This is a genomic window from Methylosinus sp. shoA (assembly GCF_059718125.1).
The window spans coordinates 3099349-3121150 of sequence record NZ_AP046091.1 but is presented as its reverse complement, the minus strand read 5'-3'; the positions used below and the strand labels follow the sequence as shown (position 1 = coordinate 3121150).

Here is a 21802-nt window from a genome sequence, read left to right as displayed (position 1 = left end):
ACGCCGAACGAAATCCGTAGAGCCTCGATGGTCGAGCAGACTCCATGGAGGCTCCGACGAGGTCGATCATGGAAACGATCATCAACTGGTTTCAGGATTGGTCCGACGCCTGCGTATACGCCAAGGAATGCGCGCCCGATCTGTCCTTCCTTCCCGGAGAGCCCTTCACCGCGCTCGCGAGCATCGCGGCCGCCTGCTTCTTCATCTGGCTCCGGAATGAAAAATCCCTACGTATGAGCGGGCTCGTGCCGAACGGCGCCGCGGAGCCCTCCGCCTCCTACGCCGACCTGACCGCCGCGCTCGATCAAGCGCACGCGCTCGTTTCGGCGCCCGCGAAGAAAGCGGCCTGAACGCCCGGCGGACCGAACGGCCGGACGCCCCGTCGCCGATGGGACGTCCGGCCGTTGCTCACATCGGGGCGTCGACTTTCGAAGGTTCTCGAGATAAGCGTCGAGCAAGGCTCCGCTCTTCACGAGTCCCGATGCGAATCCAATCCCGCCATTACCGCACCATCTGGCCCCATGCGGACGGAAGCGTCGAGGCGATCGACCAGACGCTGCTTCCGCATCGATTCGAGACGCGGAGGCTCGTGTCTCTGGACGACGCCGTCGAGGCGATTGCGAGCATGGTGGTGCGCGGCGCGCCGCTCATCGGCGTGACCGGAGCCTATGGTCTCGCTCTCGCCGCCGGCGCCGATCCCGCCGACGAAGCAATCGAATCCGCTCATGCGCGGCTCGCCGCCGCGCGCCCGACCGCGGTCAATCTGCGCTGGGCGCTCGACCGCATGCGCGCCGTGCTGCTCGCCGCCCCGCCCTCCGAGCGGCGCGCCCTCGCCTTCGGCGAGGCGACCGCGATCGCCGACGAGGACGCGCTCGCCTGTGAAGCGATCGGCGATCATGGCGCAGCGCTGATCTGCGCCGCAGCCGCCGAGCATCCGGGCCGTCCGGTCAATATCCTCACCCATTGCAACGCCGGCTGGCTCTGCGCCGTGGACTGGGGCACCGCGCTCGCGCCGATCTACAAGTCCGCGCGCGATGGCGTGCCTCTTCATGTATGGGTCGACGAGACCCGCCCGCGCAATCAGGGCGCGAGCCTCACCGCTTTCGAGCTCGCCGGCGAAGGCGTGCCGCATACGGTGATCGCCGACAACGCCGGCGGCCATCTGATGCAGCACGGCCTCGTCGATCTCTGCATCGTCGGCAGCGACCGCACGACGCGGCGCGGCGACGTCTGCAACAAGATCGGCACCTATCTGAAGGCGCTCGCCGCCCATGACAATGGCGTGCCCTTCTATGTCGCTTTGCCGAGCTCGACGATCGACTGGCGCATGCGCGACGGAGTAGCCGAGATCCCGATCGAGGAGCGCGACGCGAGCGAGGTGACGCATATCGCCGGCCGCGCCGACGACGGCTCGATGAAACGCGTGCAGCTGACCCCCGACGGCTCGCCGGCCCGGAATTGGGCCTTCGATGTGACGCCGGCGCGGCTCGTCGGCGCGCTCATAACGGAGCGCGGGGTCTGCGCCTCGAGCGAGGCGGGCTTGCGGCAACTGTTCCCCGATCTCTCCTGACGCCCGGCCGAAGCGCTGGCGGGACTCTTCCGGGCGATGGGCGGCAGACGCGAACATCTCGAAAGACGCGCTCCGACAAGGGAGGAATCGGCGCCGTCCCGCACGAGAAGCCCGCCCCGTCCGGAAATGCGGTAGATAGGCTTTGCTCGCCCCTCTGAATTGCGAGCGCGCGGCCTCCGCTGCCGAGAGCGGCGAGCGACGCGATATTCCCCCCTCGGACAACCGACGCCCGAAAGCTCGGGCTGCGCGCCGGAGGCCGCTCATGCCATACGAAATCGACACGACATGCTGCGTCGTCGGCGGAGGACCGGCCGGGTTGATGGCGGGCTTTCTGCTCGCCCGCGCCAGCGTCGAGACCGTCGTGATCGAAAAGCATGCGGATTTCCTGCGTGACTTCCGCGGCGACACGATCCATCCCTCGACGCTCGAGGTGATGCACGAGCTCGGCTTGCTCGAGCCCTTCCTGCGCCTCCCGCATCGCAAGGCGCGCCAGATCGCCGCCTGGATCGGCGATCGCGAGATCGTCATGGCGGACTTCACCCATCTGCCGACGCGATGCGGCTTCATCGCCTTCATGCCGCAATGGGATTTCCTCGACTTCATCGCCGGCGAGGCGAAGAAGCTGCCGAATTTCCGCCTGCTGATGTCCACCGCGGCCGAAAGTCCGATCGAGAACGAAGGACGCATCTCCGGCGTGCGCGCGCGTGGGCCGGAAGGAGAGATCGAGATCGGCGCGCGCCTCGTCGTCGCGGCGGACGGGCGCGCCTCGGCCATGCGCGCGGCCGCCGGCCTAGAGGTCGAGGATTTCGGCGCCCCGATGGATGTGCTGTGGTTCAAGCTGCGGCGCGAGCCCGGCGATCCGGAGGAGACCTTCGGCCGCATCGCGCCGGGCCTCATGATCGCGATGATCGAGCGCGGCGCCTATTGGCAATGCGGATATGTGATCCCCAAGGGCGCCGCCGCGGCGATGCGGCGCCGGCCGATCGACGCTTTTCGCGAGCGCGTCGCCGCGACCGTGCCGTTTCTCGCGCCGCGGGTCGGCGAGCTCGCCGGCTGGGAGAATGTCAATCTGCTCACCGTGCAGGTGGATCGGCTGAAGACCTGGAGCCGGCCCGGGCTGCTCTGCATCGGCGACGCCGCCCATGCGATGTCGCCAGTCGGCGGCGTCGGCGTCAATCTCGCCATTCAGGATGCGGTGGCGACCGCCAATCTGCTCGCCGCCCCGCTGCGCGACGGGACGCTCGACGACGCCGACCTCGCCGCCGTGCAGAAGCGCCGCGAATTCCCGGCGCGCGTCACGCAGAGCCTGCAGCTCTTCATCCAGAACCGCGTGATCCGCAGCGTGCTCGCCGCCGACGCGCCGATCGAGCCGCCGCTGGCGGTGAGGCTCCTCGACCGCTTTCCGATCTTGCGCCGGCTGCCGGCGCGGCTCATCGGCCTCGGCGTGCGGCCGGAGCATGTCGCCGAGACGATCAGTTCATCGCGCGGATGAAGGCGCCGAAGGCGCGCGGGCCGTCGCCGGTCTTGGCCTTGCCGACCACTTCCAGGCTGTCGGCGGCGATCGACCAGAACTCGTTGGTGAACCAATTGGCGACATAGACGGTCTTGCCGTCGCGGCTCGCGCCGATCCCTTCCGGATATTCGCCGACCTTCACCTGCCCCACGGGCGCGAGCGTTCCGAGATCGAAGACGCTCACCGCCTCGGCATATTGATCGGTGACGAAGCCGCGCCCCTGCGCGAGCGCGACGCAATAGGGGCGCCTGCCGACCTTCACCGTCGCGGCGACGCGGCGCGACGCGATGTCGATCACGCTGACGTCGTCCGATTCGACATTGGCCGTATAGGCGCGCGCGCCGGCGGCGTCGATCGTCACGCCGAAGGGATGACGCCCGACCTCGATCTCGCCGATCTTCGCGAAGGAGGCTGCGTCGACGAGAGCCAGGCGATCGGCGTCGCGGATCGAGACGAGGATCAGCCGTCCGTCCGGCGTCACGGCGACGCCGGACGGCGTGACGCCGACGGCGGCCGTCGCGACGACCGTCCCCGTCTCCGGATCGACCGCGAACAGGCGACCGTCATACATATCGGCGACATAGACGCGCGCGCCATCCGGCGCGACGGCGAGGCCGAGCGGGCCGCCCTCGAGCGAAATGCGCCGCAGGACGCTGCGCTCGCGCGCGTCGATCACGGTGAGATATTTGCCCTCGGGGCTCGTCACATAGGCGCGCGCGCCATCCGGCGCGACGGCGACGCCCGCCGGCTTGCCGCCGATCGGAAGCGTCGCGACCGGGCTCATCGTCACGAGATCGACGATGGTCACGTCGCCGCTTCCCTGATTGGTGACGAAGGCTTCGTCGGCCGCAGCCGGCGAAGAGAACGCCAGCGTGAGAAGCGCCAGCGCCGACACGCGCCGGGACGCCATCCCCTCCGTCTCCTGCCCCCTCGCCCTGAGGAGCTCGCGACGCGGGCGTCTCGAAGGGCGCCGCCGGCTGGAGCATCCTTCGAGGCTTCTCGCGTTCCGCGAGAAGCGCCTCAGGATGAGGGCCAGGAGTTTGCCGACCGGCGTGCGGGCCGGTAGGCCCGCAGCCTCGGCCCTCACTTGCCGCTCTCGATCTTTTCCTTCAGCGCGGCGAGGCCCGACTTGTAGAGCCCGGTCACCGCCGCGAGCGCCGCCTCGTCGGAAAGCTCGGGCGGCGGATCATTGTTCGGATAGCCGCGATAGAAGGCGCCCTTCCATTCGACGACGCTCTTGTCGCCCTGCGGCTTCACCGTCAGCGTCGAGGAATAATTATTCACCGGCAGGATCTTCACATCGACCTTTTCGATGCGATAGGCGAGCGTGAAATCCTTGGCGTCATATCTGGTCAGCAGCTCGTCGATCTCGCCGCCGTTCTTCAGCGTGATGTGGCGGGTCGCCTTCTCCGGCGCATTTTCGCCGGTCCCTTCCGTCTTGGCGACCGCGGGCAGCCAGCTCAGATCCTGGAAATTGCCGACCACGGCCCAGACCTTCTCGGCGGGCGCGGCGATCTCGATCGATTCGGTGACCTTCTGGCGCGACGGGCCATGGGCGAAGCCTGTCGAGGCCGGCGCGAGAGCCGCGAGCGACAGAGCCGCCAGGACGATTCCCCAGCGGGCGACGACGAACGACATTGGATTTCCTCCCGAAGCCATGCGGTCCCGATCACGGCCGCGGCGGCAAATAACTCCCGCGCACGGCCGCGCGTCAAGGCTCTCGACAGAGCGGACGATTCGAGGGCGCCCCCACTCTCCCAAATCGGCACGGCCTTACGTCGGCCTTTCTTGACTCCCCGCGCGATGAGTGCAAGGCTGATGATTATGGCCGGAATGCTACGCTCTCTCTCATTCAAACGGCTCGCTGTCGCGCTCTATGCGCTGACGGTCGTCGTGGGCGCGCTCGGCTTCGCCTCGCACCGCGGCCACAGCGGAGCAGGCGTCAGCATCTTCGCGGATCGCGCCGATTTCTGCCATGACGGCGAGAAGGCCAAAGGAACGACGCCGATTCCCTTCGTCGTCTGCTGCGACGCCTGCGTCTCCAGCGCGGCGCCGATTTTGCCGAGCGTCATTACCCATATCGTCTATCGTTTCGAAATTTCGACCCGTTTTGAATTCGCCGCACGGCTCGGCCGCGATCTCGACGAAAGCCCCGATAATCTCCGCTCCCGAGCGCCGCCGGTTCTCGCCTGACATCGGACCGTCGATGGCGCGCGTCTTCGCGCCCGGCGTGTTCTGAACTTCCCGCATGATGCGACCGCCTCTCGAGGCGCGAGGCGATCGTGCAGGAGCCCCCCAAGGGTCCTCGTTTCGCGAATATCCCCGACGCGAAACGACCAGCGGAGGATTTCCGCGGGCGCTCGCCGGCTGCGATGGCGGACCCCGCGTCTCGAACGCCACCGAAATGCTCGGCCGCAGCGCCGCTGGCGCATCCCCCAATGCGGTCCGGACATGGGCGTCGAGACGCGGTTCGCAGCCGCCGAGGCTCGCGGAATCCGTCGGCCGAGTTAAAAGGCAGAGGTCGGACGTTCTCCGACGACAGCGCCACAGTCGGATCTGCGAGCGGCGACGCCGCGGCCTGTGTTCCCATGGCGCATCCCTCAGATCGGCCGTCAATGGGCGGCGCTCCTTTCTCCCAGAGGAGCGCCGCCCTCGGACGGCGGGGGAGGCCGACGCTCAAACTTCGCGCCGCGCCTGCGGCACCATGAATTCCGGCCCGACGGGATCGACGATCGTCTCGGCGAGAATCGCATCGATCGCATTCATCGCGGCCTCGTCGAGCCGCCAGCCCGAAATCTCCGCGATCGGCGCCAGCTGCTCCGGGCGGCGCGCGCCCCACAAGGCGATATTCGTCCACGCCTTGTCGAGGACGAAGCGCAGCGCGAGATGGATCACGCGCTTGCCGTAATTCTCCCGCGCGAATTGGTCGAGCCGCTCCACGGCGTCGAGATATTGCCGCAGACGCGGCGGCTGGAACTTCGGATCGCGAAGCCTGAGATCATCGCCCTCGAAGCGGGGCTGTTCGCTGATCGTCCCGGCGAGGAGGCCGCGGCACAGCGCGCCGTAGCACAGCGTGACGAGGCGCTCGCGAACGCAATAGGGCAGCACATCCGCCTCGATCCCCCGCTCGAACAGATTGTATGGCGGCTGCGCCGTCTGCAGCGGCGCCACGGCGCGAAAAGCGTCCATTTGCGCCGGCGACAGATTGCTGACGCCGATCGCACGGATTTTGCCCGCGCGGCGCAACGCCTCCATCGCCGCCGCCGTCTCCTCGATCGGCGTCGCCGGGTCCGGCCAATGCAGCTGATAGATGTCGATCACATCCGTGCGCAGCCGGCGCAGCGACTCCTCGATCTCCGTCTCGATCCGCGCCCGGCCGGCGTTGCGGACCGGCCGGCCCTCGCTCCAATCGAGCCCGACCTTGGTGGCGATGAGCGCGCGCTCACGACGTCCGCCCTCGGCGAGCGCCTTGCCGACGATCTCCTCCGCGCGGCCGAAGCCATAGACCGGCGCCGTGTCGATCAGCGTGACGCCGTGATCGAGCGCCGCGTGAATAGTCGCGATCGCCGCAGCCTCGTCGCTGCCGCCCCACATCCAGCCGCCGATCGCCCAAGTGCCGAGAGCAATGCGCGAAGCGGACAAGGGCAGCGCGTCGATCGATATGCTCTCCAGCGCGGATGTCTTCTCCGCCATTGCTCGCTCCTCACTTCGCTCGCGCGGCGACCTCCTGTTCGATCGCGCCGAAGATCGAATGGCCGCGCGCGTCGCGCATCTCGATCCGCACCCTGTCGCCCGGTTTCAGAAACGGCGTGCGCGGCGCGCCGCCGCGCAAGGTCTCGACGACGCGCTGCTCGGCGATGCAGGAATAGCCGAGCCCGCCTTCCCTGATGGGCTTGCCCGGGCCGCCGTCGGCGGCGCGATTGGACACCGTGCCGGAGCCGATGATCGAGCCCGCCGCGAGCGCCCGCGTCCCCGCCGCATGAGCGATCAGCGCCCCGAAATCGAAGGTCATGTCGCAGCCGGCGTCGGGCCGCCCGAGCGGCGCGTCATTGACGAAGGAGAGCAGCGGCAGAGCGAGCTTTCCGCGGCTCCAGGCGGCGCCGAGCTCGTCGGGCGTGACGGCGACCGGCGAGAAGGCCGACGCCGGCTTCGACTGGAAGAAGCCGAAACCCTTGGCGAGCTCGCTCGCGGTCAGCCCGCGCAAGGTCACGTCATTGACGAGCATGACCAGCGCGACATGCGCGAGCGCCGAGCCTGCGTCCACGCCGAGCGGCGCATCGTCGGTGACGATCGCGACCTCGGCCTCGAGATCGAGCCCGAATTTCTCGTCGAGAAAGGGAATGGGCTCGCGCGGCGCCAGAAACCCGTCGGAGCCGCCCTGATAGATCAGCGGATCGCTCCAGAAGGAGAGCGGCATCTCGGCGCCGCGCGCCTTGCGCACCAGGGCGACGTGATTCACATAGGCCGAGCCGTCCGCCCATTGAAATGCGCGCGGAAGCGGCGAGAGGCAATCGTGCTCGCAAAAGCGGAAGGCCGGGACGAGTTCTTCCTCGAGCGCCTCGGCGAGTTCGGCGAGGCGCGGGGCGGCGCGCGCCCAATCGTCGAGCGCGGCCTGCAGACAGGGGGCGACCGCCGCCGCCTCGGTCGCGCGCGTCAAGTCCCTGGACACGACGACCAGCCGTCCATCACGGCCGCCGCGGAGCGAAGCGAGCTTCATGCGGACCTCATGGCGCGCCGTCGAAGCGCCGCGGAAGACCGGACCAGCAGTCGGCATAGTCCTTCTGCAGCGTCGACAGAGTCGCGGCGTAACGCGTGAGACGCTGCGGCAGCCGCGTCTCCAACATGAAGGCGAGCGTTCCTTCGAGCTTGGCCGGCGCCAATGTCTCATTGGTCGCCCTCTCGAAGGCCTCGGCGTCCGGTCCGTGCGGCAGCATGGCGCCGTGCAGCGAGGCGCCGCCGGGCGCGAAGCCGCTGGGCTTGGCGTCATAGCGTCCGTAGATCAGCCCCATGAATTCGCTCATCACATTGACGTGGTACCAGGGCGGACGAAAGCTGTGCTCGGCGACGAGCCAGCGCTCGGGGAAGATGACGAAATCGATGTCGGCGACGCCCGGCTCGCCCGAGAGCGAGCCGAGCACGCAGAAGATCGACGGATCGGGATGATCGAAGAGAATCGAGCCGACCGGCGAGAAGCGCCTCAGATCATATTTGTAGGGCGTGAGATTGCCGCGCCAGGCGACGACGTCGAGCGGCGAATGGTCGAGGCCGCAGGCGAAGAATTTTCCGCCCCATTTCACCGTGAGCCGGCAGGACGTCTCCGCGTCCTCGAAGGCGGCGACGGGCGCCAGAAAATCGCGCGGCTCGGCGAGTCCGTTGGCGCCGATCGGCCCGCGATAGGGAAGCGTGAAGGGCGCGCCGTAATTCTCGCAGAAATAGCCGCGCGCCGCGGCGCCGGCGAGCTCCGCGCGGAATTTCACGCCGCGCGGAATGACGCAGATCTCACCCGGCGCGACCTCCAGCCGGCCGAATTCCGTGACGAAGCGCAGCGCGCCCTCCTGCGGCAGGATCATGAGCTCGCCGTCGGCGTCGTAGAAATAATCGTCGGTCATCGATCGCGTGGCGAAATAGAATCCGATCGACAGCCCGCGGCGCGCGTCGACGTCGCCGGCCGTGGTCATGCTGCGCACGCCCTCGACGAAGCCGAGATCGCCCTGCGGCATGGGCGGCGGGTCCCATCGATATTGCCCGATCGGCGGATCGTTCTCGCCACGCGCCGGCGCGCTCGTCCAATAAGGGAGATCGACGCGCTCGAAACGCCCGAAGTGACGCACCGAAGGGCGGATACGATAGAGCCATGAGCGCAGATTGGCGCCGCGCGGCGCGGTGAAGGCGGAGCCGGAGATCTGCTCGGCATAGAGCTTATAGGGGCATTGCTGCGGCGAGTTCTGGCCGAGAGGCAGAGCGCCCGGCAGCGCCTCGCTCGCGAATTCATTGCCGAAGCCGGAGAGATGAGAACAGATCATCGCCCCGCCTCCGCTTTCAGCGCGCCGCGCTTCACCTGATCGTCCTCGATCGATTGGAACAACGCGCGGAAATTGCCTTCGCCGAAGCCTTCGTCGCCCTTGCGCTGGATGAATTCGAAGAAGATCGGCCCGATCATCGTCTTGGAGAAAATCTGCAGCAGCAGCTTCGGCCGCGCGCCGCCGGCGCCGTCGATCAAGAGCCCGAGCTCGCGCAATGTCTCCACCGGCTCGCCATGTCCGGGCAGGCGATCGTCGATGCGGTCGTAATAGGCCCCCGGCGGCGCCGGCATGAACTCGAGCCCGCGCGCGCGCAGCGCCGCCACAGTGCGGTAGATATCGCCGCAGGCGCAGGCGATATGCTGGATCCCCTCGCCCTTGTAGGCCGCGAGATATTCCTCGATCTGGCTCTTGTCGTCGACGCTCTCGTTGATCGGAATGCGAATCTTTCCGCAAGGACTCGCCATGGCGCGCGAATGCAGGCCGGTGAGCCTTCCCTCTATGTCGAAATAGCGAATCTGCCGGAAGCCGAAGAAGCGCTCGTACCATCCGGCCCATTCGTCCATATGGCCGCGATAGACATTGTGGGTCAGATGATCGAGCGTCGTGAGGCCGACGCCCTCGGGACGCGGATCGCGCTCGGCCGTCCACCGGAAATCGACGTCCCAGATCGAGCCGTTCTCGCCATAGCGATCGACGAGATAGATCAGCGCGCCGCCGACGCCGACGATCGCCGGAATGTTCAACTCCATCGGCCCGATCTTCGCCTGCGCCGCCGTCGCGCCCATGTCGAGGGCGCGGCCGAGAGCGAGGGCCGCATCCGTGACGCGAAAGCCCATGGCGCAGGCCGAGGGGCCGTGTGCGCGCGCGAAAGCGGCGGCGAAACTGTCCGGCTCGGCGTTCAGCACGTAGTTCACGTCGCCCTGGCGATAGAGCGTCACATTCTTCGAGCGGTGGCGCGCGACGGCGACAAAGCCCATCCGCTCGAACCGAGCCGCGAGCGCGGCAGGCTCGGGATGGGCGAATTCGACGAATTCGAACCCATCCGTACCCATCGGATTGTCGACGGGCTCAACGCGCGACGCTCGCGCCTCGGGAGAAGGCTCCATTCGCGCCTCCTTGCGATTCGAATTCGCCTTTCGACATATTGCTCCGCAGGCAGTTTTGAAGGCCCGGCTCCGGAGAATTCGCGCGATGAAGCTTTACGATTACTTTCGCTCCTCGGCCGCCTATCGCGTGCGCATCGCCTTGGCGCTCAAAGGGCTCGAGGTCGAGCGCGTCTTCGTGCATCTGGCGCGCGGCGAGCAGCGGCTTCCCGATTTTCTCGCCAAAAATCCGCAAGGCCTCGCGCCGGCGCTCGAGCTCGAAGACGGAACCGTGCTCGGCCAATCGCTGGCGATCATCGAATATCTGGACTGGCTCGCGCCGCAGCCGCGGCTCGTTCCCGCCGACCCTGTGCTCGCGGCCGAGGTGCGCGGCGTCGCTCTCGCCATCGCCTGCGACATTCATCCGCTCAACAATCGCCGCGTGCTCGATTATCTGCGCGGCCGCCTCGGCCAGAGCGAGGAGGCGGTCGATTCATGGGTCCGCCATTGGACGCTGAACGGCGGCCTCGAGGCGATCGAGCGCCTCGTTCGGGGCGCCCCCTTCTGTTTCGGCGCCGAGCCCACGCTCGCCGACGTCTGCCTCGTCCCGCAGCTCTTCGCCGCGCGCCGTTTCGCGACGCCGCTCGCGAACCTGCCGAAGCTGCTGGCGATCGAGGCGCATTGCGCCGCCCATCCGGCTTTCGCCGCCGCCCATCCCTCGCGCCAGCCCGACGCGGAGTGACCCGGGACGCGTGCTCGTTCTCCCGCCTGTAGGAGAAGACGCCGCGCAAATGGGCGAGCGGAAGAAAGCGGCTGCAATTCGTGGCGGCGCATGCTTCGCCGCGCTCTCGCCGCCCTGTCGCCATGATCGCGCCGCTGTCGTCGAACAGGACGCTGCAAGGCGTCCGATTCGCCGGCCGAAAATCCGGTGGAGGCGCTGCGCGGCGCCTCGCGGGCGCGCTTGAACCGGTTCGGGCGGGACGGCACAATGGAAGCGATGAGCGAATCTTCCCTGTCCACGGCGACCGGCGCCGCGCCGCCGCAATCTCGCGCGCGCGTCTTCGCGCCCTTCGAATGGGCCGTCGCCCTCCGCTATGTGCGGGCGCGCCGCGCCAATGGCTTCGTCTCCGTCATCGCCGGCTTCTCCTTTCTCGGCATCACGCTCGGCGTCGCGACGCTCATCGTCGTGATGTCGGTGATGAACGGATTCCACAAGGAGCTGATGGACAAGATCGTCGGCATCGACGGCCACGCCTTCGTGCAGGCGGTCGAACGCCCGCTGACCGACTGGGCGCAGGTCACCGATCAGATGCAGCGCCTGCCCGGCGCGAAGCTCGTCATTCCGATGGTCGAGGGCGCGGCGGGAATCTCCTCGCCCTATGGCCAGTCGGGCGCGCTGGTGCGCGGCATGCGCGAGCAGGATATTCTGCGTCTGCCGGGCATGGCCGGCAATGTGAAGGACGGAACGCTCGAGGGCTTCGACGCCGCCGGCGGCGTCGCCATCGGCCAGCGTCTCGCCGAGACGCTCGGCATCCGCGTCGGCGACAATGTGAGCCTGCTCATCGCCAAGGGCGCCTCGACGCCCTTCGGCGTCGCGCCGCGCATAAAAGCCTATCCGGTCGTCGCGATCTTCCAGATCGGCATGTCCGAATATGATCGGGTGTTCGTCTATATGCCGCTCGCCGAATCGCAATTGTTCTTCAACCGCGAGAACGAAGCGACGGTCATCGAGGCTTTCATCGAGAATCCGCAATCGGTCGACACGTTCCGCGCCGATGTCGAGACGAAGATCGAACGCCCGCTGATCCTCACCGACTGGCGCCAGCGCAACAAGACCTTCTTCGACACGCTGCAGGTCGAGAGCAATGTGATGTTCATCATATTGACGCTGATCGTGCTGGTGGCGGCGCTCAATATCGTCTCGGGCCTCACCATGCTGGTGAAGGACAAGTCCTCCGACATCGCCATTCTGCGCACCATGGGCGCGACGCGTGGCTCGGTGCTGCGCATCTTCCTCATCATCGGCGCGTCGATCGGGATCGCAGGCGACATCGCCGGCTTTCTTCTCGGGCTCACGCTCGCCACCAATCTCGACGCCATCCGTCTCGCGCTCAACAGACTGATGCACGCCAATCTGTTTCCGGCCGAGCTCTATTTCCTCTCGCGCCTTCCCTCGATCGTCGAGCCGCGCGAAGTCACTCTGGTGGTGACGATGACATTGGTCCTCGCGATCCTCGCCTCCATCTATCCCGCGTGGAAGGCGGCGAGCCTCGATCCGATCGACGCGCTGCGGCACGAGTGAAGGACATGGCCTCTCCGGTTCTCGTGCTCGCGGGCGTCGCCCGCCATTATCGCGAAGGCGCGACGCGTCTCGACATTCTGACCTGCGTCGATCTCGCGCTCGCGCCCGGCGAGACGGTGGCGCTGGTAGCGCCCTCCGGAGCCGGCAAATCCACTCTGCTCCATATCGCCGGGCTGCTCGAGCGCGCCGACGCGGGCGAAATCTACTTGGCGGGCGGCGCGACCTCGCAAATGTCCGACAATGATCGCACGGCGCTGCGCCGCACGGCGATCGGCTTCGTCTATCAGTTCCATCACCTGCTGCCGGAGTTCACGGCGCTCGAGAATGTCGCGCTGCCGCAGACGATCGGCGGGCTCGACCGGCGCGAGGCCGAGCGCCGCGCGCAGGAGCTGCTCGACTATCTGCGTCTCGGGCCGCGCGCGCGCCATCTGCCCTCGGAACTCTCCGGCGGCGAACAACAGCGCGTCGCCATCGCCCGCGCCGTCGCCAATGCGCCGCATGTGCTGCTGGCCGACGAGCCGACCGGCAATCTCGATCCGCGCACGGCCGAGCATGTGTTCGCGACATTGATGGCGCTCGCCCGCAACACGGGCCTCGCAGCGCTGATCGCCACGCATAATCTCGACCTCGCCGATCAGATGGACCGGCGAGTCACGCTGGTCGACGGGCGTATCGTCGAGATCGCCTGAACGTCGCTTCGCGAAACACGGGCGGGCCGCGCGCGAACGCGGCCGCGCCTAGCGCCTGTGCGTCTCAGGCCGCTTTCTTTTTCTTGTTCCTGTCGATGAAAGCGTTCTTGTACCACAATCCGAAGCCGACGAGTCCGAGCACGGCGAAGAAGCCCGCGACGAAGAGATCCCTGTCGACGGTGGTGCCGACCGAGAAGGGGAAGCGCGAGACATATTCGCGGCCGTCGTCCGCCTTGGCCTTGACGAGTCCGATATATTTGCCCTTGTTCGCGAAATTGTACTCGAAGTTGAGCGTGCCGGTCCGATATTTCTTCGGCGGAACATAGACCTCGGTGTTCTGTTCGAGATTCTCGTTGTCGTCGCTCTGCCCCACGTCGCGCAGAACGCGGATCTCCAGCGCCATGTCGCGCAGTTCGTCCTGCACGGCGTCCAGCACGATGATGGTCGGTCCGACGTCCGGAATGTCGTCACAGAATTGATCGCGAGACTTCAGCGGCTGATAGCCGGTGAAGTTCATCGTGTCCGGGCCGATCTTCATGATGCACTGGCCGGAGTCGAGACTGACGCCGCCATGGGCCTCGGCCTGCGAGACGAGGCCGGTCGTCGCCAGCGCCGCCGCGACGAGAATTCTCAGGATCATCGCTTCTCTCCCTCGTTGTCGTTTCCCGCCGCTTCATTCGCGAGCGTCGGTCTGTCGTCGTTCCAATCCCGCATTGGCGGCGAATGTCGCCGGTCCGCCGCCGCCAGCGCCGCATCTGCTCTTAGCACATGATCTCATCGACCTAGGGACTGTTCTTTCGCCGCTCGCCGCGCGAGGCGCGGGCGCGGCCGTGCGCGCCGTCGCGCGCTCCGCTCGCTGGGGTGGGAATCACATGAGCTATGGAACTGGCCTGCGGCTAAATGCCGCAGCCCGGCAAGGCTCCCAAACCACTTGGGGTACGTACGTAAATTTTCGCTCTTGATATTAACCTTAACGGGATCTTGCCACGAAAATCCTTTAAAATTTTAAGTATTCTGTTAACCGTTATTCAACCTTCCCCATGAGGAGACGAAGCATGAATGCGGTAGTTTCTAAGATCGACATGTCCACCGTTGTCGCTGACGAAACTTATGTTTCTCCTACTGCATGGTTGGACGACTTGGATTTCCTGTCGCGCCAGCGCGCCCTGAGGCTCCACCGTTTCGACGATTTGGATACGCTGCTTGTGAGCAAGCTCGAACCGGGCTTCGATCGTGACAGCGTGGAAGGGCTGAGCCTGTTGCTCGAGCACATCTCGACAGATCGACTGCGAGGACTCAAATACCTCGTGTACGACTTCGCTCATCGCAGCGACGAAGAACCTATGGCGGTGGACGGGTTCGACGATCTCGCCTCAGCCAATTCGCATCTCATTCTAGACGCGCCCGTCATATCGATCGCGTGGGTGAGATCCTATCTGAAAGGAGTGGACATGGACTTCGCCCTGTCCTGCTCCATGATCGTCGCCGATCACGACGCCCGATTCTGCTTCGAGGCGGATTTGACTTCGGCCGTGGGGATCTATGGCGCGCTGGCGCAAAAACTCGGCTTCGTGAAGGCCGAGCGCCTCATGGAAAACGGCGAGGTGCTGACCGCCCTGCAGATGCAGGAGCTCGGCATCGTCAAGCATATCGTCGCGAGCGAACCGGGCGTCGGCGGGGCCGCGAGCTATGTGCGCCAGTGCGGCCGGCGCCATAACGCGTCCTACAGCATGTTCCGGGCGCAACGCATCACGGCGCCGCCGGTCCGCAGGAAGGCCGTCTCCGTCGCCGCAAGCAGACGCGTCTGAGGGCGCGCGGGCCTCTCAGGCGACGACTTTGAGCAGACTATCCGCGCGCTGCCCCGAAAACAGCACGTCGAGCTCCTCTCGGGGTTTCGGCGCGCTGAACAAGAACCCTTGTATCAAATGGACGTTCTTGGCGCGCAGCAGCGCGAGCTGCTCGCTCGTCTCGACGCCCTCCGCGACGAGTTCGACCCCGAGGTCCCGCGTGAGTTGCGCGACTGCGCCGACGATCGCCTGGGCCTTGGGCGACGACGACAGTTGGAGAACGAAGGAGCGATCGAGCTTGACCTTGTCGACCGGAAAGCTGTTGAGATAAGCGAGGCTGCTGAATCCCGTTCCGAAATCGTCCAGAGAGAGGCGGACGCCCAAGGCGCGCAGCCCTGCGATCTTCGCGGCGGCGTCTTCCGTGTCCTGCATCAGCGTCGACTCGGTGATCTCCACCTCGAGCCGGCCGGGATCGAGCGAGGCCGCGGAGAGCGCCGCCTCCACGCGTGCGACGAGATCGGGCTGCTGGAATTGCTTGCAGGAGAAATTGACGGCGATTCGAGACAAGCGGGGCCAACGCCGCGCATCGCGGCAGGCGTTGCGCAGCACCCATTCGCCGAGATCGACGATGACGCCCGTCTCTTCGGCGATCGGAATGAACGTTGCCGGCGAGACGGCGCCGAGCTGCGGATGCCGCCAGCGCGCTAGCGCTTCGCAGGAGGAGACCGACTGGTCGCGGACGTCGAAGATCGGCTGGTAATGGACATCGAGCGCGTCGGTTCTGAGCGCCTCGCGCAGATCGCGCTCGATGCGCCGCTTCCGCAGCAGCGCGTCCTCCATCGCCGTGTCGAACCAGAGCGCCCTGCGCCGGCCGGCGGCTTTCGAATGATACATGGCGAGATCGCCGCATTTCAGCAGGCCTTCGGTCGTCGTCGCGTCACGGGGCGCGACGCAGAGGCCGACGCTGGCGCCGATCACGATCGTGTGGCCTTCGATCGTGTAGGGACGGCCGAGCCTCTCGATGATGCGCTGGGCGAGCGCGTCCGCCGGCGGCATCTCCGGCGTCGGATGCATCAGCACGCAGAATTCATCGCCGCCGAAGCGCGCCACCATGTCGACCGTGCGCACGCATTCGCGCAGCCGGTCGGCGACGGCGCGCAGCAGCAGATCGCCGATCGAATGGCCGAGCGTGTCGTTGACCTCCTTGAACTGATCGAGATCGATGCTGAGCAGAGCGAGACAGAGTCCGCGTTTGTGAACATGGCGAAGATCGCGCTCCAGCCGCTGCTGAAACTGGAAGCGGTTGGCGAGGCTGGTCAGAGTGTCGAAATGGGCGATGCGTTCGATTTCGCGCGCCGCTTTGCGCTGTTCGGTGACATCCTCGATCACGGTGACGAAGGCCCCGTTGTCGGCGGGCTCGCAGCGGAAGTCGTAGATGCGGTCGCCGAGCTCGCGCGAGAACACGCTGGTCTTGGGCAGCGCCGCATGCGACTCCCATTGTTCGACGAAGGCGCGGCGGTCCTCCCGAGGCATGTCCGTCGCTTCGGCGATCCGCGCCGCGAGCGCGCGCAGCTGCTGCGGCCGCTCGTCCTGCGCGAGGCCGAAGAACTCGATGAGGCGATGATTGACGACGGTGAGCGACTTGTCGGCGTTGCCCATGCAGAGGCCGTGGCTCATGCTGTTCAATGCGGATTTGAACCGCCGCCGCTGAAGATTCGCGTCACGCCCGTTGCGCAGCGCCGCTTCGAGATTGGCGTGCAGGAATTTGGTCGTCGATTTGACCGAGACGAAGACGAGAACGAAGATGAGCGCGAGCCCCCAATATTCGACGTCGGCGTGAAACAGGGCCGTGAAGGTCAACGGCGCGCACAAGGCGATCATCTGCCCGAACACGATCGGCGGGCTGCCTGCATTGCGCCCGGCGAGCGCGCCGGCGCACCCCATCATGATGACGACGCCATAATAGGCCGAAATCTCGTCTCGATGCGTGGCGAAGAGAATGGCGGCGGTCACGCCGATCACGACCATGAAGCCGATGCCGCCGATGGCGTAGCGAATCTCCCATTTGCGCGCGTCGCGCCGCCGCTCCTCGAGCGGCGTCCGAATGTGGGCGAACAGCAAATGAGCCCGATAGGCCGCCCATCCCGTCATGACGGCGAGAAGATAGGCGTAGACCCGATCGCCGGTGAGCAGCCAGGCGATCCCCGGAGACAGCAGACCGCCGAACAGGCCCGCCGCGAAAGAACCCGGCGTGCCGAACAATGTCTCGACGAGATCGCGGTGAATCTCGGCGGTCACCTCGTCGCGCGTCGTCCCGTCTTCGATCGGCGATCCGGACATCGGGGCCCGCTTTCTGGTCTCTCGGACGCCGAGCTAGTCGGCCGGTTGCTTGCGAACGCCGGGCGTGAGCCTCTTTTGCGCGGCGACCAGGCGCTCCATGTGGCGCAGGTCCTGATCCAGCACATTGTACGAGCAATCGGCCCAGAGCTCGACGATACGAATGAGCTCGGCCTCGTCGATCGGGAAACAATGCCGCCGCGTCTGCGCCAGCGCACGTCGGCGAAGCCAGCGATCCTCCCCTTCGAGCATCCAAGCCTCCGCCGTCTCGCGCAACGCGCCTGACGGAGCCACGACGTCGACGACGCCGAACTCCTGCATCTGCTCTGCGGTGTAAGCCGCGCCGCTCGAGATGATCTGCTCGGACAGGGCGGCGCCGACGCGCCGCGTCAGCAGCGTCACCGCTCCCATTCCGGGAAAAGTGTTGAAAGCCTGCTCCGGGACGCCCATCTTGGCGCCGCTCTCGGCGATGAGGAAATCCGTCGTCAGCGCGCCTTCGAAGCCTCCGCCGAGGCATTGGCCGGCGACGACCGACAAGGTGACGATGGGCAGGTCGAAGCTGCAGGTCAATCCATAGATGACATCGATCGCGACATGGCCGTAGCGATAGAGAGAATCGAGGTCGCGTCGGCGGATGGCTGCGGCGAAGGAAGCGAGATCCCCGCCCAGGCTGAAGACATTCGGCTTCTTCGACGCCATCACGAAATAGCGGATCGGATGGCGCTCGACCGCAGGCGAGGCGAACAGCAAACGCAAGGACTCGCGCACATCGGCGATCTCCGCGAGCATCCGCAGAGAGTAGGAATGCGGCGAGGAGGCTTTGTAGCTCATCCAGACCGCCTGAGCCGCGCTGTCGTAATCGATGTCGAGATAATCGAATTTCCAGCGCGGAAACTCGTCCGGGTCCCTGGGCTGGTAGGTCAAAGCAGCCTTCGTCATGGCGTCTCTTCGCAAGTCCGGGGATATCGCCGAAGCAGCGTCGCAGCTTCTCCGATACGCTTTTGATTCATGAAGATATACCGACAGTCTTGTCGGACTGTTACCTGGTCTCCACAATCGGCGGCCGATCGAACGTCTTCCCGGCGCCGATTGCTCGCTCAGGTTGAAGTCGCTCTGTTTATCGCAGCACACTCGACCGTATTTGTCCACCTCCGCCCCGTCGATCGCGCGCGGCGCTCAATCGACCGCGAACCACGCGGCGAGGCCGGCGGCCTCATGCTCCAGTATATCGTCGTGAAGAGCCCATTTGCCGGGGCTGTCGGCGACGAAGGCGACGCGCTTGGTCTTGCCGGGCGGAACGACGACGCCATTGCGCCAATAGGGCTCCCAACCATCGTCGAGATCGTGCAGCAGCCGGATCGCATGGCCGTGCACATGCATGACGACCGCCGATTCGGCGCGGTTCACGAAGCCGAAGGTGACGGGCGTCCCCCGCTTCACCTTCAAGAGAGGCGGCCCCTCATAGGCCTTGCTCGGCGCGCCGTTGATCGACCAGCGGGCGCCCGTCGTCTTGGGCGGCTCCAGCACGAGGTCGAGCTTCTTGGACGCCTCGAGCCGAATTTCGGCGGGCAGCAGCGGGTTTTGCGGCAGGGAGACGATCGGCGGGCGCGAGGGCGTGGCCGGCCCCCTCGCCACGAAGGCGACGAGCTCGCGATCCGCCTCGGAGAGGCTGCGCAGTATCAGCCCGCAACGCGCGCCGCTCTCGCGGGGAAGATCGAACATCAGCTCGAAGCGCGCGCCGGGCGCCGCCGGAATGGTGCGTCGCACCGGCTCGAAAGCGTCGCAGGGCTGGCTGTCGACCGCGACGACGAAGGGCTGCACATTGTCGAAGGCGATGAACATGATGCGAGCGTTGGCGAGATTGGCGAGCCGCAGCCGCACGCGCGCGCCGGGCGGAAACTCCCGGATCGAGGGCGCCGGCCGGCCGTCGACGGCGACGATCGGACCGATTCGCCCCGATCCGGCGGCCGCCGCATGCGCTCCGAAATCTCCTTCGACGCGCCCGTCCTTGTCGAGCCGCCAATCATCGAGCGCCATCACGAGATCGACATCGGCCGCGAGCGGCTCGGGCTCGTCGACGACGAGGAGGCCCTTCAGCCCGCGCGCGATCAACTCCGGCGTCTGCGGAAAAACCGCGGGCCGGTAGCAGAAGAGGCCCGCATCCACGGCTTTGCGCGAATAATGGAAATCGCCCCCCGGCGCGACCGCGGCCTGCACCAGAGGCGCGACGCCATCCATGGCGTTGTCGCCGCGCATGCCGTGCCAGTGGAGGCTCAGCGGCTTTTCCAGCCGATTGACAAGGCGGACCGAGAGGTCCTCGCCCTGGCGCAAGCGCAAGAGTGGTCCCGGCGACCAGCCGTCGAAGCCCCAGACCTCGGTCGCCGCCGCCGGCTCCGGCAGCAGGCGCAAGAGACCCGGGCGGGCCTCGAGAACCCGCGGACCGGCCGTCGGCGCCTGCGCCCGCGCCTCGAGCGCGACGAGAGTCGCGGCGACTCCGCCGACGAAGGATCGGCGCGAGCAGTCGAGCGGCATGAGGCGTCCTTTCGAGGGTTCGACGCGCGCGACTATTGCCGACGCGCCGGCTTCCATCAACAGGGCTCTCCATGCGCATGACATTTTCTTTAGCGGCGACGGCGCGCCGTGCTATAGAGCGCCCGCCCGGGCCGAGGCGGCGCGCGCGGCCTTCGAGCCGCCCTCGTCCGGCGCCCGGCATGGATGCGGGTTCTTTCGGCGTTCGGCCCTTCGCGACTTTTCGCGCGGGGCCGCGGCGCATTGGAGCCGCGGGCGTGGCGGAACTGGTAGACGCGCCGGATTTAGGTTCCGGTGACGCAAGTCGTGGGGGTTCGACTCCCTCCGCCCGCACCAGCCGCCGCTTCCGCGCCCGGATTGTGGAATTTTACCCGGCGCGGCCCGGCGAGGTCGAGATTCGAGAAGGCGAGACGAGATGGAAGTGACGCAGACCCTATCGCAGGGCTTGAAGCATGAATTCAAGGTGGTGCTGCCGGTCGAGGAGCTCGCCGCCAAGCTGGAGGCGCAGCTCGCCGAGCTGCGCAGCAAGGCGCAGATCAAGGGCTTCCGTCCCGGCAAGGCTCCGACCTCCTATCTCAAGAAGCTCTACGGCAAGGGCATCATGAGCGAGGTTCTGCAGGAGGCCGTGAACGAGGCCAATCGCAAGATCGTCGAGGATCACGGCCTGCGCGTCGCTCTCGAGCCGAAGCTCGACCTGCCGGTCGACCAGACGCTGATCGAGAAGGCGCTCGAGGCCGAGGGCGACTTCGCCTATTCCGTGGCTTTCGAGGTCCTGCCGACCTTCGAGGTCGGCGCCTTCGACGACATTTCGATCGAGCGCCCGGTCGCCGCGGTCGGCGACGAGGATGTCGCGAAATCGATCGAGCAGCTCGCCGAGCGCATCCGCGAATATGAGGAGAAGACCGTCGAGGACGCGAAAGCCGCCAAGGGCGACCGCGTGACGATCGACTTCACCGGCAAGCTCGACGGGGAGGCCTTCGAAGGCGGAACCGGCGGCGACATCGATCTGGTGCTCGGCTCGGGCTCCTTCATTCCGGGCTTCGAGGACCAGCTCGAGGGAGCCGCGCCGGGCGAACAGCGCGTCGTGAAGGTCAAATTCCCGGACGACTATTCGGCCGCCAATCTCGCCGGCCGCGACGCCGAGTTCGACGTGACGGTGAAGGCCGTCGCGGCGCCCAAGGAGCTGCCGATCGACGACGCCTTCGCGGCCAAATACGGCTTCGAAAATCTTGCCGCCCTGCAGACCGCCGTGCGCGGCAACCTCGAGGCCGATTACGAGAAGACCTCGCGCGCGAAGCTGAAGCGCTCGCTGCTCGACGCGCTCGACAAGCGCTTCTCCTTCGAGCTGCCGGAGGGCCTCGTCGAGCAGGAGTTCACGACGATCTGGGGGCAGCTCGACGCCGAGCGCCAGCGCAGCGGCAAGAGCTTCGAGGACGAGGGCGCGACCGAGGAGGGGGCCCGGGCCGAATATCGCCGCATCGCCGAGCGCCGGGTGCGCCTCGGCCTCGTCCTCGCCGAGATCGGCCAGAACGCCGGCGTGACGGTCGAGGACAAGGATGTGACCGACGCCCTGGTCGAGCGCGTCCGTATGTTCCCCGGCCGCGAGAAGGAGGTCTGGGACTTCTACCGCAACAATCCGCAGGCCCTCGCCCAGATTCGCGCGCCGCTCTACGAGGAGCGCGTCGTCGACCATCTGGTGACCAAGATCGGCGTCACCGACAAGCCGGTGACCCGCGAGGAGCTGATGGCGGAGGACGAGGACGACGAACTGGCCCGCCCGGCCGTCTGAGGCGGGCGGAGCCCCGTCCCGATCGAGACCTCCCCTCTCGAGAGAGCCGAGGCCTCCCCGATCGCATCCCGCAGGCGTTCACCTCGCCCCCTCATTCGTGGTTTGCCGCTGGACGCGCTGCGGCAATGTGCTACCAACAGCCGCAAAGGCGGGCGCGCCGGCTCACGGCCGCATCCTTCGA

The 21802-nt window shown here is 66.7% G+C and carries 19 protein-coding genes and 1 tRNA gene; 10 read left to right on the top strand and 10 right to left on the bottom strand.

The annotated features are described in order from the left end of the window. The first annotated feature begins 68 nt into the window (after nucleotides 1-68). From AC6IW9_RS14240 to AC6IW9_RS14230, 3 genes are all read left to right on the top strand, one after another. Nucleotides 69-350 (top strand): hypothetical protein, encoded by a 282-nt coding sequence (locus AC6IW9_RS14240; RefSeq protein ID WP_497764513.1) that lies wholly within the window; start codon nucleotides 69-71, stop codon nucleotides 348-350. Nucleotides 351-481: 131 nt separating this feature from the next. After that, complete coding sequence (gene mtnA, locus AC6IW9_RS14235; protein WP_497764512.1) at nucleotides 482-1570, top strand: S-methyl-5-thioribose-1-phosphate isomerase; 1089 nt, start codon at nucleotides 482-484, stop codon at nucleotides 1568-1570. A 262-nt stretch (nucleotides 1571-1832) separates the two neighbouring features. Then, nucleotides 1833-3062 (top strand): FAD-dependent oxidoreductase, encoded by a 1230-nt coding sequence (locus tag AC6IW9_RS14230; RefSeq protein WP_497764511.1) that lies wholly within the window; start codon nucleotides 1833-1835, stop codon nucleotides 3060-3062. On the opposite strand, the gene AC6IW9_RS14225 is transcribed toward AC6IW9_RS14230, so the two are convergent. After that, entirely contained in the window at nucleotides 3043-3993 is a 951-nt protein-coding gene (locus AC6IW9_RS14225) for a beta-propeller fold lactonase family protein (protein WP_497764510.1), read from the bottom strand. The two genes, AC6IW9_RS14230 and AC6IW9_RS14225, sit on opposite strands and share 20 nt — an antisense overlap. A gap of 173 nt (nucleotides 3994-4166) precedes the next feature. After that, on the bottom strand, nucleotides 4167-4721 hold the full coding sequence (locus AC6IW9_RS14220) for an SRPBCC family protein (RefSeq protein WP_497764509.1): 555 nt from the start codon (nucleotides 4719-4721) through the stop codon (nucleotides 4167-4169). A gap of 195 nt (nucleotides 4722-4916) precedes the next feature. Here AC6IW9_RS14220 and AC6IW9_RS14215 point away from each other — a divergent pair, with 195 nt between their 5' ends. Then, nucleotides 4917-5276: a hypothetical protein gene (locus tag AC6IW9_RS14215; RefSeq protein ID WP_497764508.1), complete on the top strand. Its 360-nt coding sequence runs from the start codon at nucleotides 4917-4919 to the stop codon at nucleotides 5274-5276. 483 nt (nucleotides 5277-5759) lie between these two features. Here AC6IW9_RS14215 and AC6IW9_RS14210 read toward each other — a convergent pair whose 3' ends face one another. Genes AC6IW9_RS14210 through hppD form a run of 4 tightly spaced genes read right to left on the bottom strand, consistent with a single transcriptional unit; the run spans nucleotide 5760 to nucleotide 10212 of the window. Next, nucleotides 5760-6776, bottom strand: coding sequence for an aldo/keto reductase (locus AC6IW9_RS14210; RefSeq protein WP_497764507.1), 1017 nt, complete (start codon nucleotides 6774-6776; stop codon nucleotides 5760-5762). A 10-nt stretch (nucleotides 6777-6786) separates the two neighbouring features. Next, complete coding sequence (locus AC6IW9_RS14205; protein ID WP_497764505.1) at nucleotides 6787-7800, bottom strand: fumarylacetoacetate hydrolase family protein; 1014 nt, start codon at nucleotides 7798-7800, stop codon at nucleotides 6787-6789. A 7-nt stretch (nucleotides 7801-7807) separates the two neighbouring features. Continuing rightward, nucleotides 7808-9106, bottom strand: a complete 1299-nt coding sequence (gene hmgA, locus AC6IW9_RS14200) for a homogentisate 1,2-dioxygenase (RefSeq protein WP_497764503.1) — start codon at nucleotides 9104-9106, stop codon at nucleotides 7808-7810. Further along, complete coding sequence (gene hppD / locus AC6IW9_RS14195) at nucleotides 9103-10212, bottom strand: 4-hydroxyphenylpyruvate dioxygenase (RefSeq protein ID WP_497764502.1); 1110 nt, start codon at nucleotides 10210-10212, stop codon at nucleotides 9103-9105. The genes hmgA and hppD overlap by 4 nt, the downstream gene beginning before the upstream one ends. An 85-nt stretch (nucleotides 10213-10297) precedes the next feature. On the opposite strand from hppD, the gene maiA reads away from it, so the two are divergent. From maiA to AC6IW9_RS14180, 3 genes are all read left to right on the top strand, one after another. Continuing rightward, nucleotides 10298-10930, top strand: coding sequence for a maleylacetoacetate isomerase (maiA, locus tag AC6IW9_RS14190; RefSeq protein WP_497764501.1), 633 nt, complete (start codon nucleotides 10298-10300; stop codon nucleotides 10928-10930). Nucleotides 10931-11185: 255 nt separating this feature from the next. Beyond that, on the top strand, nucleotides 11186-12490 hold the full coding sequence (locus AC6IW9_RS14185) for a lipoprotein-releasing ABC transporter permease subunit (protein WP_497764500.1): 1305 nt from the start codon (nucleotides 11186-11188) through the stop codon (nucleotides 12488-12490). A gap of 5 nt (nucleotides 12491-12495) precedes the next feature. Then, the gene (locus tag AC6IW9_RS14180) at nucleotides 12496-13179 is read left to right on the top strand and encodes an ABC transporter ATP-binding protein (protein WP_497764499.1); all 684 of its coding nucleotides are present in this window, start codon (nucleotides 12496-12498) and stop codon (nucleotides 13177-13179) included. Nucleotides 13180-13243: 64 nt separating this feature from the next. Here AC6IW9_RS14180 and AC6IW9_RS14175 read toward each other — a convergent pair whose 3' ends face one another. After that, nucleotides 13244-13819: a hypothetical protein gene (locus tag AC6IW9_RS14175; RefSeq protein WP_497764498.1), complete on the bottom strand. Its 576-nt coding sequence runs from the start codon at nucleotides 13817-13819 to the stop codon at nucleotides 13244-13246. A 415-nt stretch (nucleotides 13820-14234) separates the two neighbouring features. Between AC6IW9_RS14175 and AC6IW9_RS14170 the strand changes: the two genes are divergently transcribed. Next, on the top strand, nucleotides 14235-14987 hold the full coding sequence (locus AC6IW9_RS14170; RefSeq protein WP_497764497.1) for an enoyl-CoA hydratase-related protein: 753 nt from the start codon (nucleotides 14235-14237) through the stop codon (nucleotides 14985-14987). 15 nt (nucleotides 14988-15002) lie between these two features. Here the strand turns inward: AC6IW9_RS14170 and AC6IW9_RS14165 are convergent, their stop codons facing one another. The 3 genes from AC6IW9_RS14165 to AC6IW9_RS14155 all read right to left on the bottom strand — a co-directional run bounded on the left by AC6IW9_RS14165 (nucleotide 15003) and on the right by AC6IW9_RS14155 (nucleotide 19835). After that, the gene (locus AC6IW9_RS14165; protein ID WP_497764496.1) at nucleotides 15003-17306 is read right to left on the bottom strand and encodes a putative bifunctional diguanylate cyclase/phosphodiesterase; all 2304 of its coding nucleotides are present in this window, start codon (nucleotides 17304-17306) and stop codon (nucleotides 15003-15005) included. Nucleotides 17307-17339: 33 nt separating this feature from the next. Next, on the bottom strand, nucleotides 17340-18242 hold the full coding sequence (locus AC6IW9_RS14160) for a crotonase/enoyl-CoA hydratase family protein (protein WP_497764494.1): 903 nt from the start codon (nucleotides 18240-18242) through the stop codon (nucleotides 17340-17342). A gap of 237 nt (nucleotides 18243-18479) precedes the next feature. Further along, nucleotides 18480-19835, bottom strand: a complete 1356-nt coding sequence (locus AC6IW9_RS14155) for a multicopper oxidase family protein (protein ID WP_497764492.1) — start codon at nucleotides 19833-19835, stop codon at nucleotides 18480-18482. A 248-nt stretch (nucleotides 19836-20083) separates the two neighbouring features. Here AC6IW9_RS14155 and AC6IW9_RS14150 point away from each other — a divergent pair. Further along, nucleotides 20084-20168, top strand: a tRNA-Leu gene (locus tag AC6IW9_RS14150). Between the two features lie 79 nt (nucleotides 20169-20247). Next, a complete protein-coding gene (gene tig, locus AC6IW9_RS14145) occupies nucleotides 20248-21621 on the top strand; it encodes a trigger factor (RefSeq protein WP_497764489.1) in 1374 nt (457 codons plus the stop codon). The last annotated feature ends 181 nt before the right edge of the window (nucleotides 21622-21802 follow it).

Coding starts and splice junctions, on each gene's coding strand:
- AC6IW9_RS14160 (WP_497764494.1), bottom strand. CDS start 18,242: ATGACGAAGGCTGCTTTGACCTACCAGCCCAGGGACCCGGACGAGTTT.
- hmgA (WP_497764503.1), bottom strand. CDS start 9,106: ATGATCTGTTCTCATCTCTCCGGCTTCGGCAATGAATTCGCGAGCGAG.
- AC6IW9_RS14155 (WP_497764492.1), bottom strand. CDS start 19,835: ATGCCGCTCGACTGCTCGCGCCGATCCTTCGTCGGCGGAGTCGCCGCG.
- maiA (WP_497764501.1), top strand. CDS start 10,298: ATGAAGCTTTACGATTACTTTCGCTCCTCGGCCGCCTATCGCGTGCGC.
- AC6IW9_RS14240 (WP_497764513.1), top strand. CDS start 69: ATGGAAACGATCATCAACTGGTTTCAGGATTGGTCCGACGCCTGCGTA.
- AC6IW9_RS14220 (WP_497764509.1), bottom strand. CDS start 4,721: ATGTCGTTCGTCGTCGCCCGCTGGGGAATCGTCCTGGCGGCTCTGTCG.
- AC6IW9_RS14205 (WP_497764505.1), bottom strand. CDS start 7,800: ATGAAGCTCGCTTCGCTCCGCGGCGGCCGTGATGGACGGCTGGTCGTC.
- AC6IW9_RS14225 (WP_497764510.1), bottom strand. CDS start 3,993: ATGGCGTCCCGGCGCGTGTCGGCGCTGGCGCTTCTCACGCTGGCGTTC.
- mtnA (WP_497764512.1), top strand. CDS start 482: ATGCGAATCCAATCCCGCCATTACCGCACCATCTGGCCCCATGCGGAC.
- hppD (WP_497764502.1), bottom strand. CDS start 10,212: ATGGAGCCTTCTCCCGAGGCGCGAGCGTCGCGCGTTGAGCCCGTCGAC.
- AC6IW9_RS14185 (WP_497764500.1), top strand. CDS start 11,186: ATGAGCGAATCTTCCCTGTCCACGGCGACCGGCGCCGCGCCGCCGCAA.
- AC6IW9_RS14175 (WP_497764498.1), bottom strand. CDS start 13,819: ATGATCCTGAGAATTCTCGTCGCGGCGGCGCTGGCGACGACCGGCCTC.
- AC6IW9_RS14180 (WP_497764499.1), top strand. CDS start 12,496: ATGGCCTCTCCGGTTCTCGTGCTCGCGGGCGTCGCCCGCCATTATCGC.
- AC6IW9_RS14215 (WP_497764508.1), top strand. CDS start 4,917: ATGCTACGCTCTCTCTCATTCAAACGGCTCGCTGTCGCGCTCTATGCG.
- AC6IW9_RS14170 (WP_497764497.1), top strand. CDS start 14,235: ATGAATGCGGTAGTTTCTAAGATCGACATGTCCACCGTTGTCGCTGAC.
- tig (WP_497764489.1), top strand. CDS start 20,248: ATGGAAGTGACGCAGACCCTATCGCAGGGCTTGAAGCATGAATTCAAG.
- AC6IW9_RS14210 (WP_497764507.1), bottom strand. CDS start 6,776: ATGGCGGAGAAGACATCCGCGCTGGAGAGCATATCGATCGACGCGCTG.
- AC6IW9_RS14165 (WP_497764496.1), bottom strand. CDS start 17,306: ATGTCCGGATCGCCGATCGAAGACGGGACGACGCGCGACGAGGTGACC.
- AC6IW9_RS14230 (WP_497764511.1), top strand. CDS start 1,833: ATGCCATACGAAATCGACACGACATGCTGCGTCGTCGGCGGAGGACCG.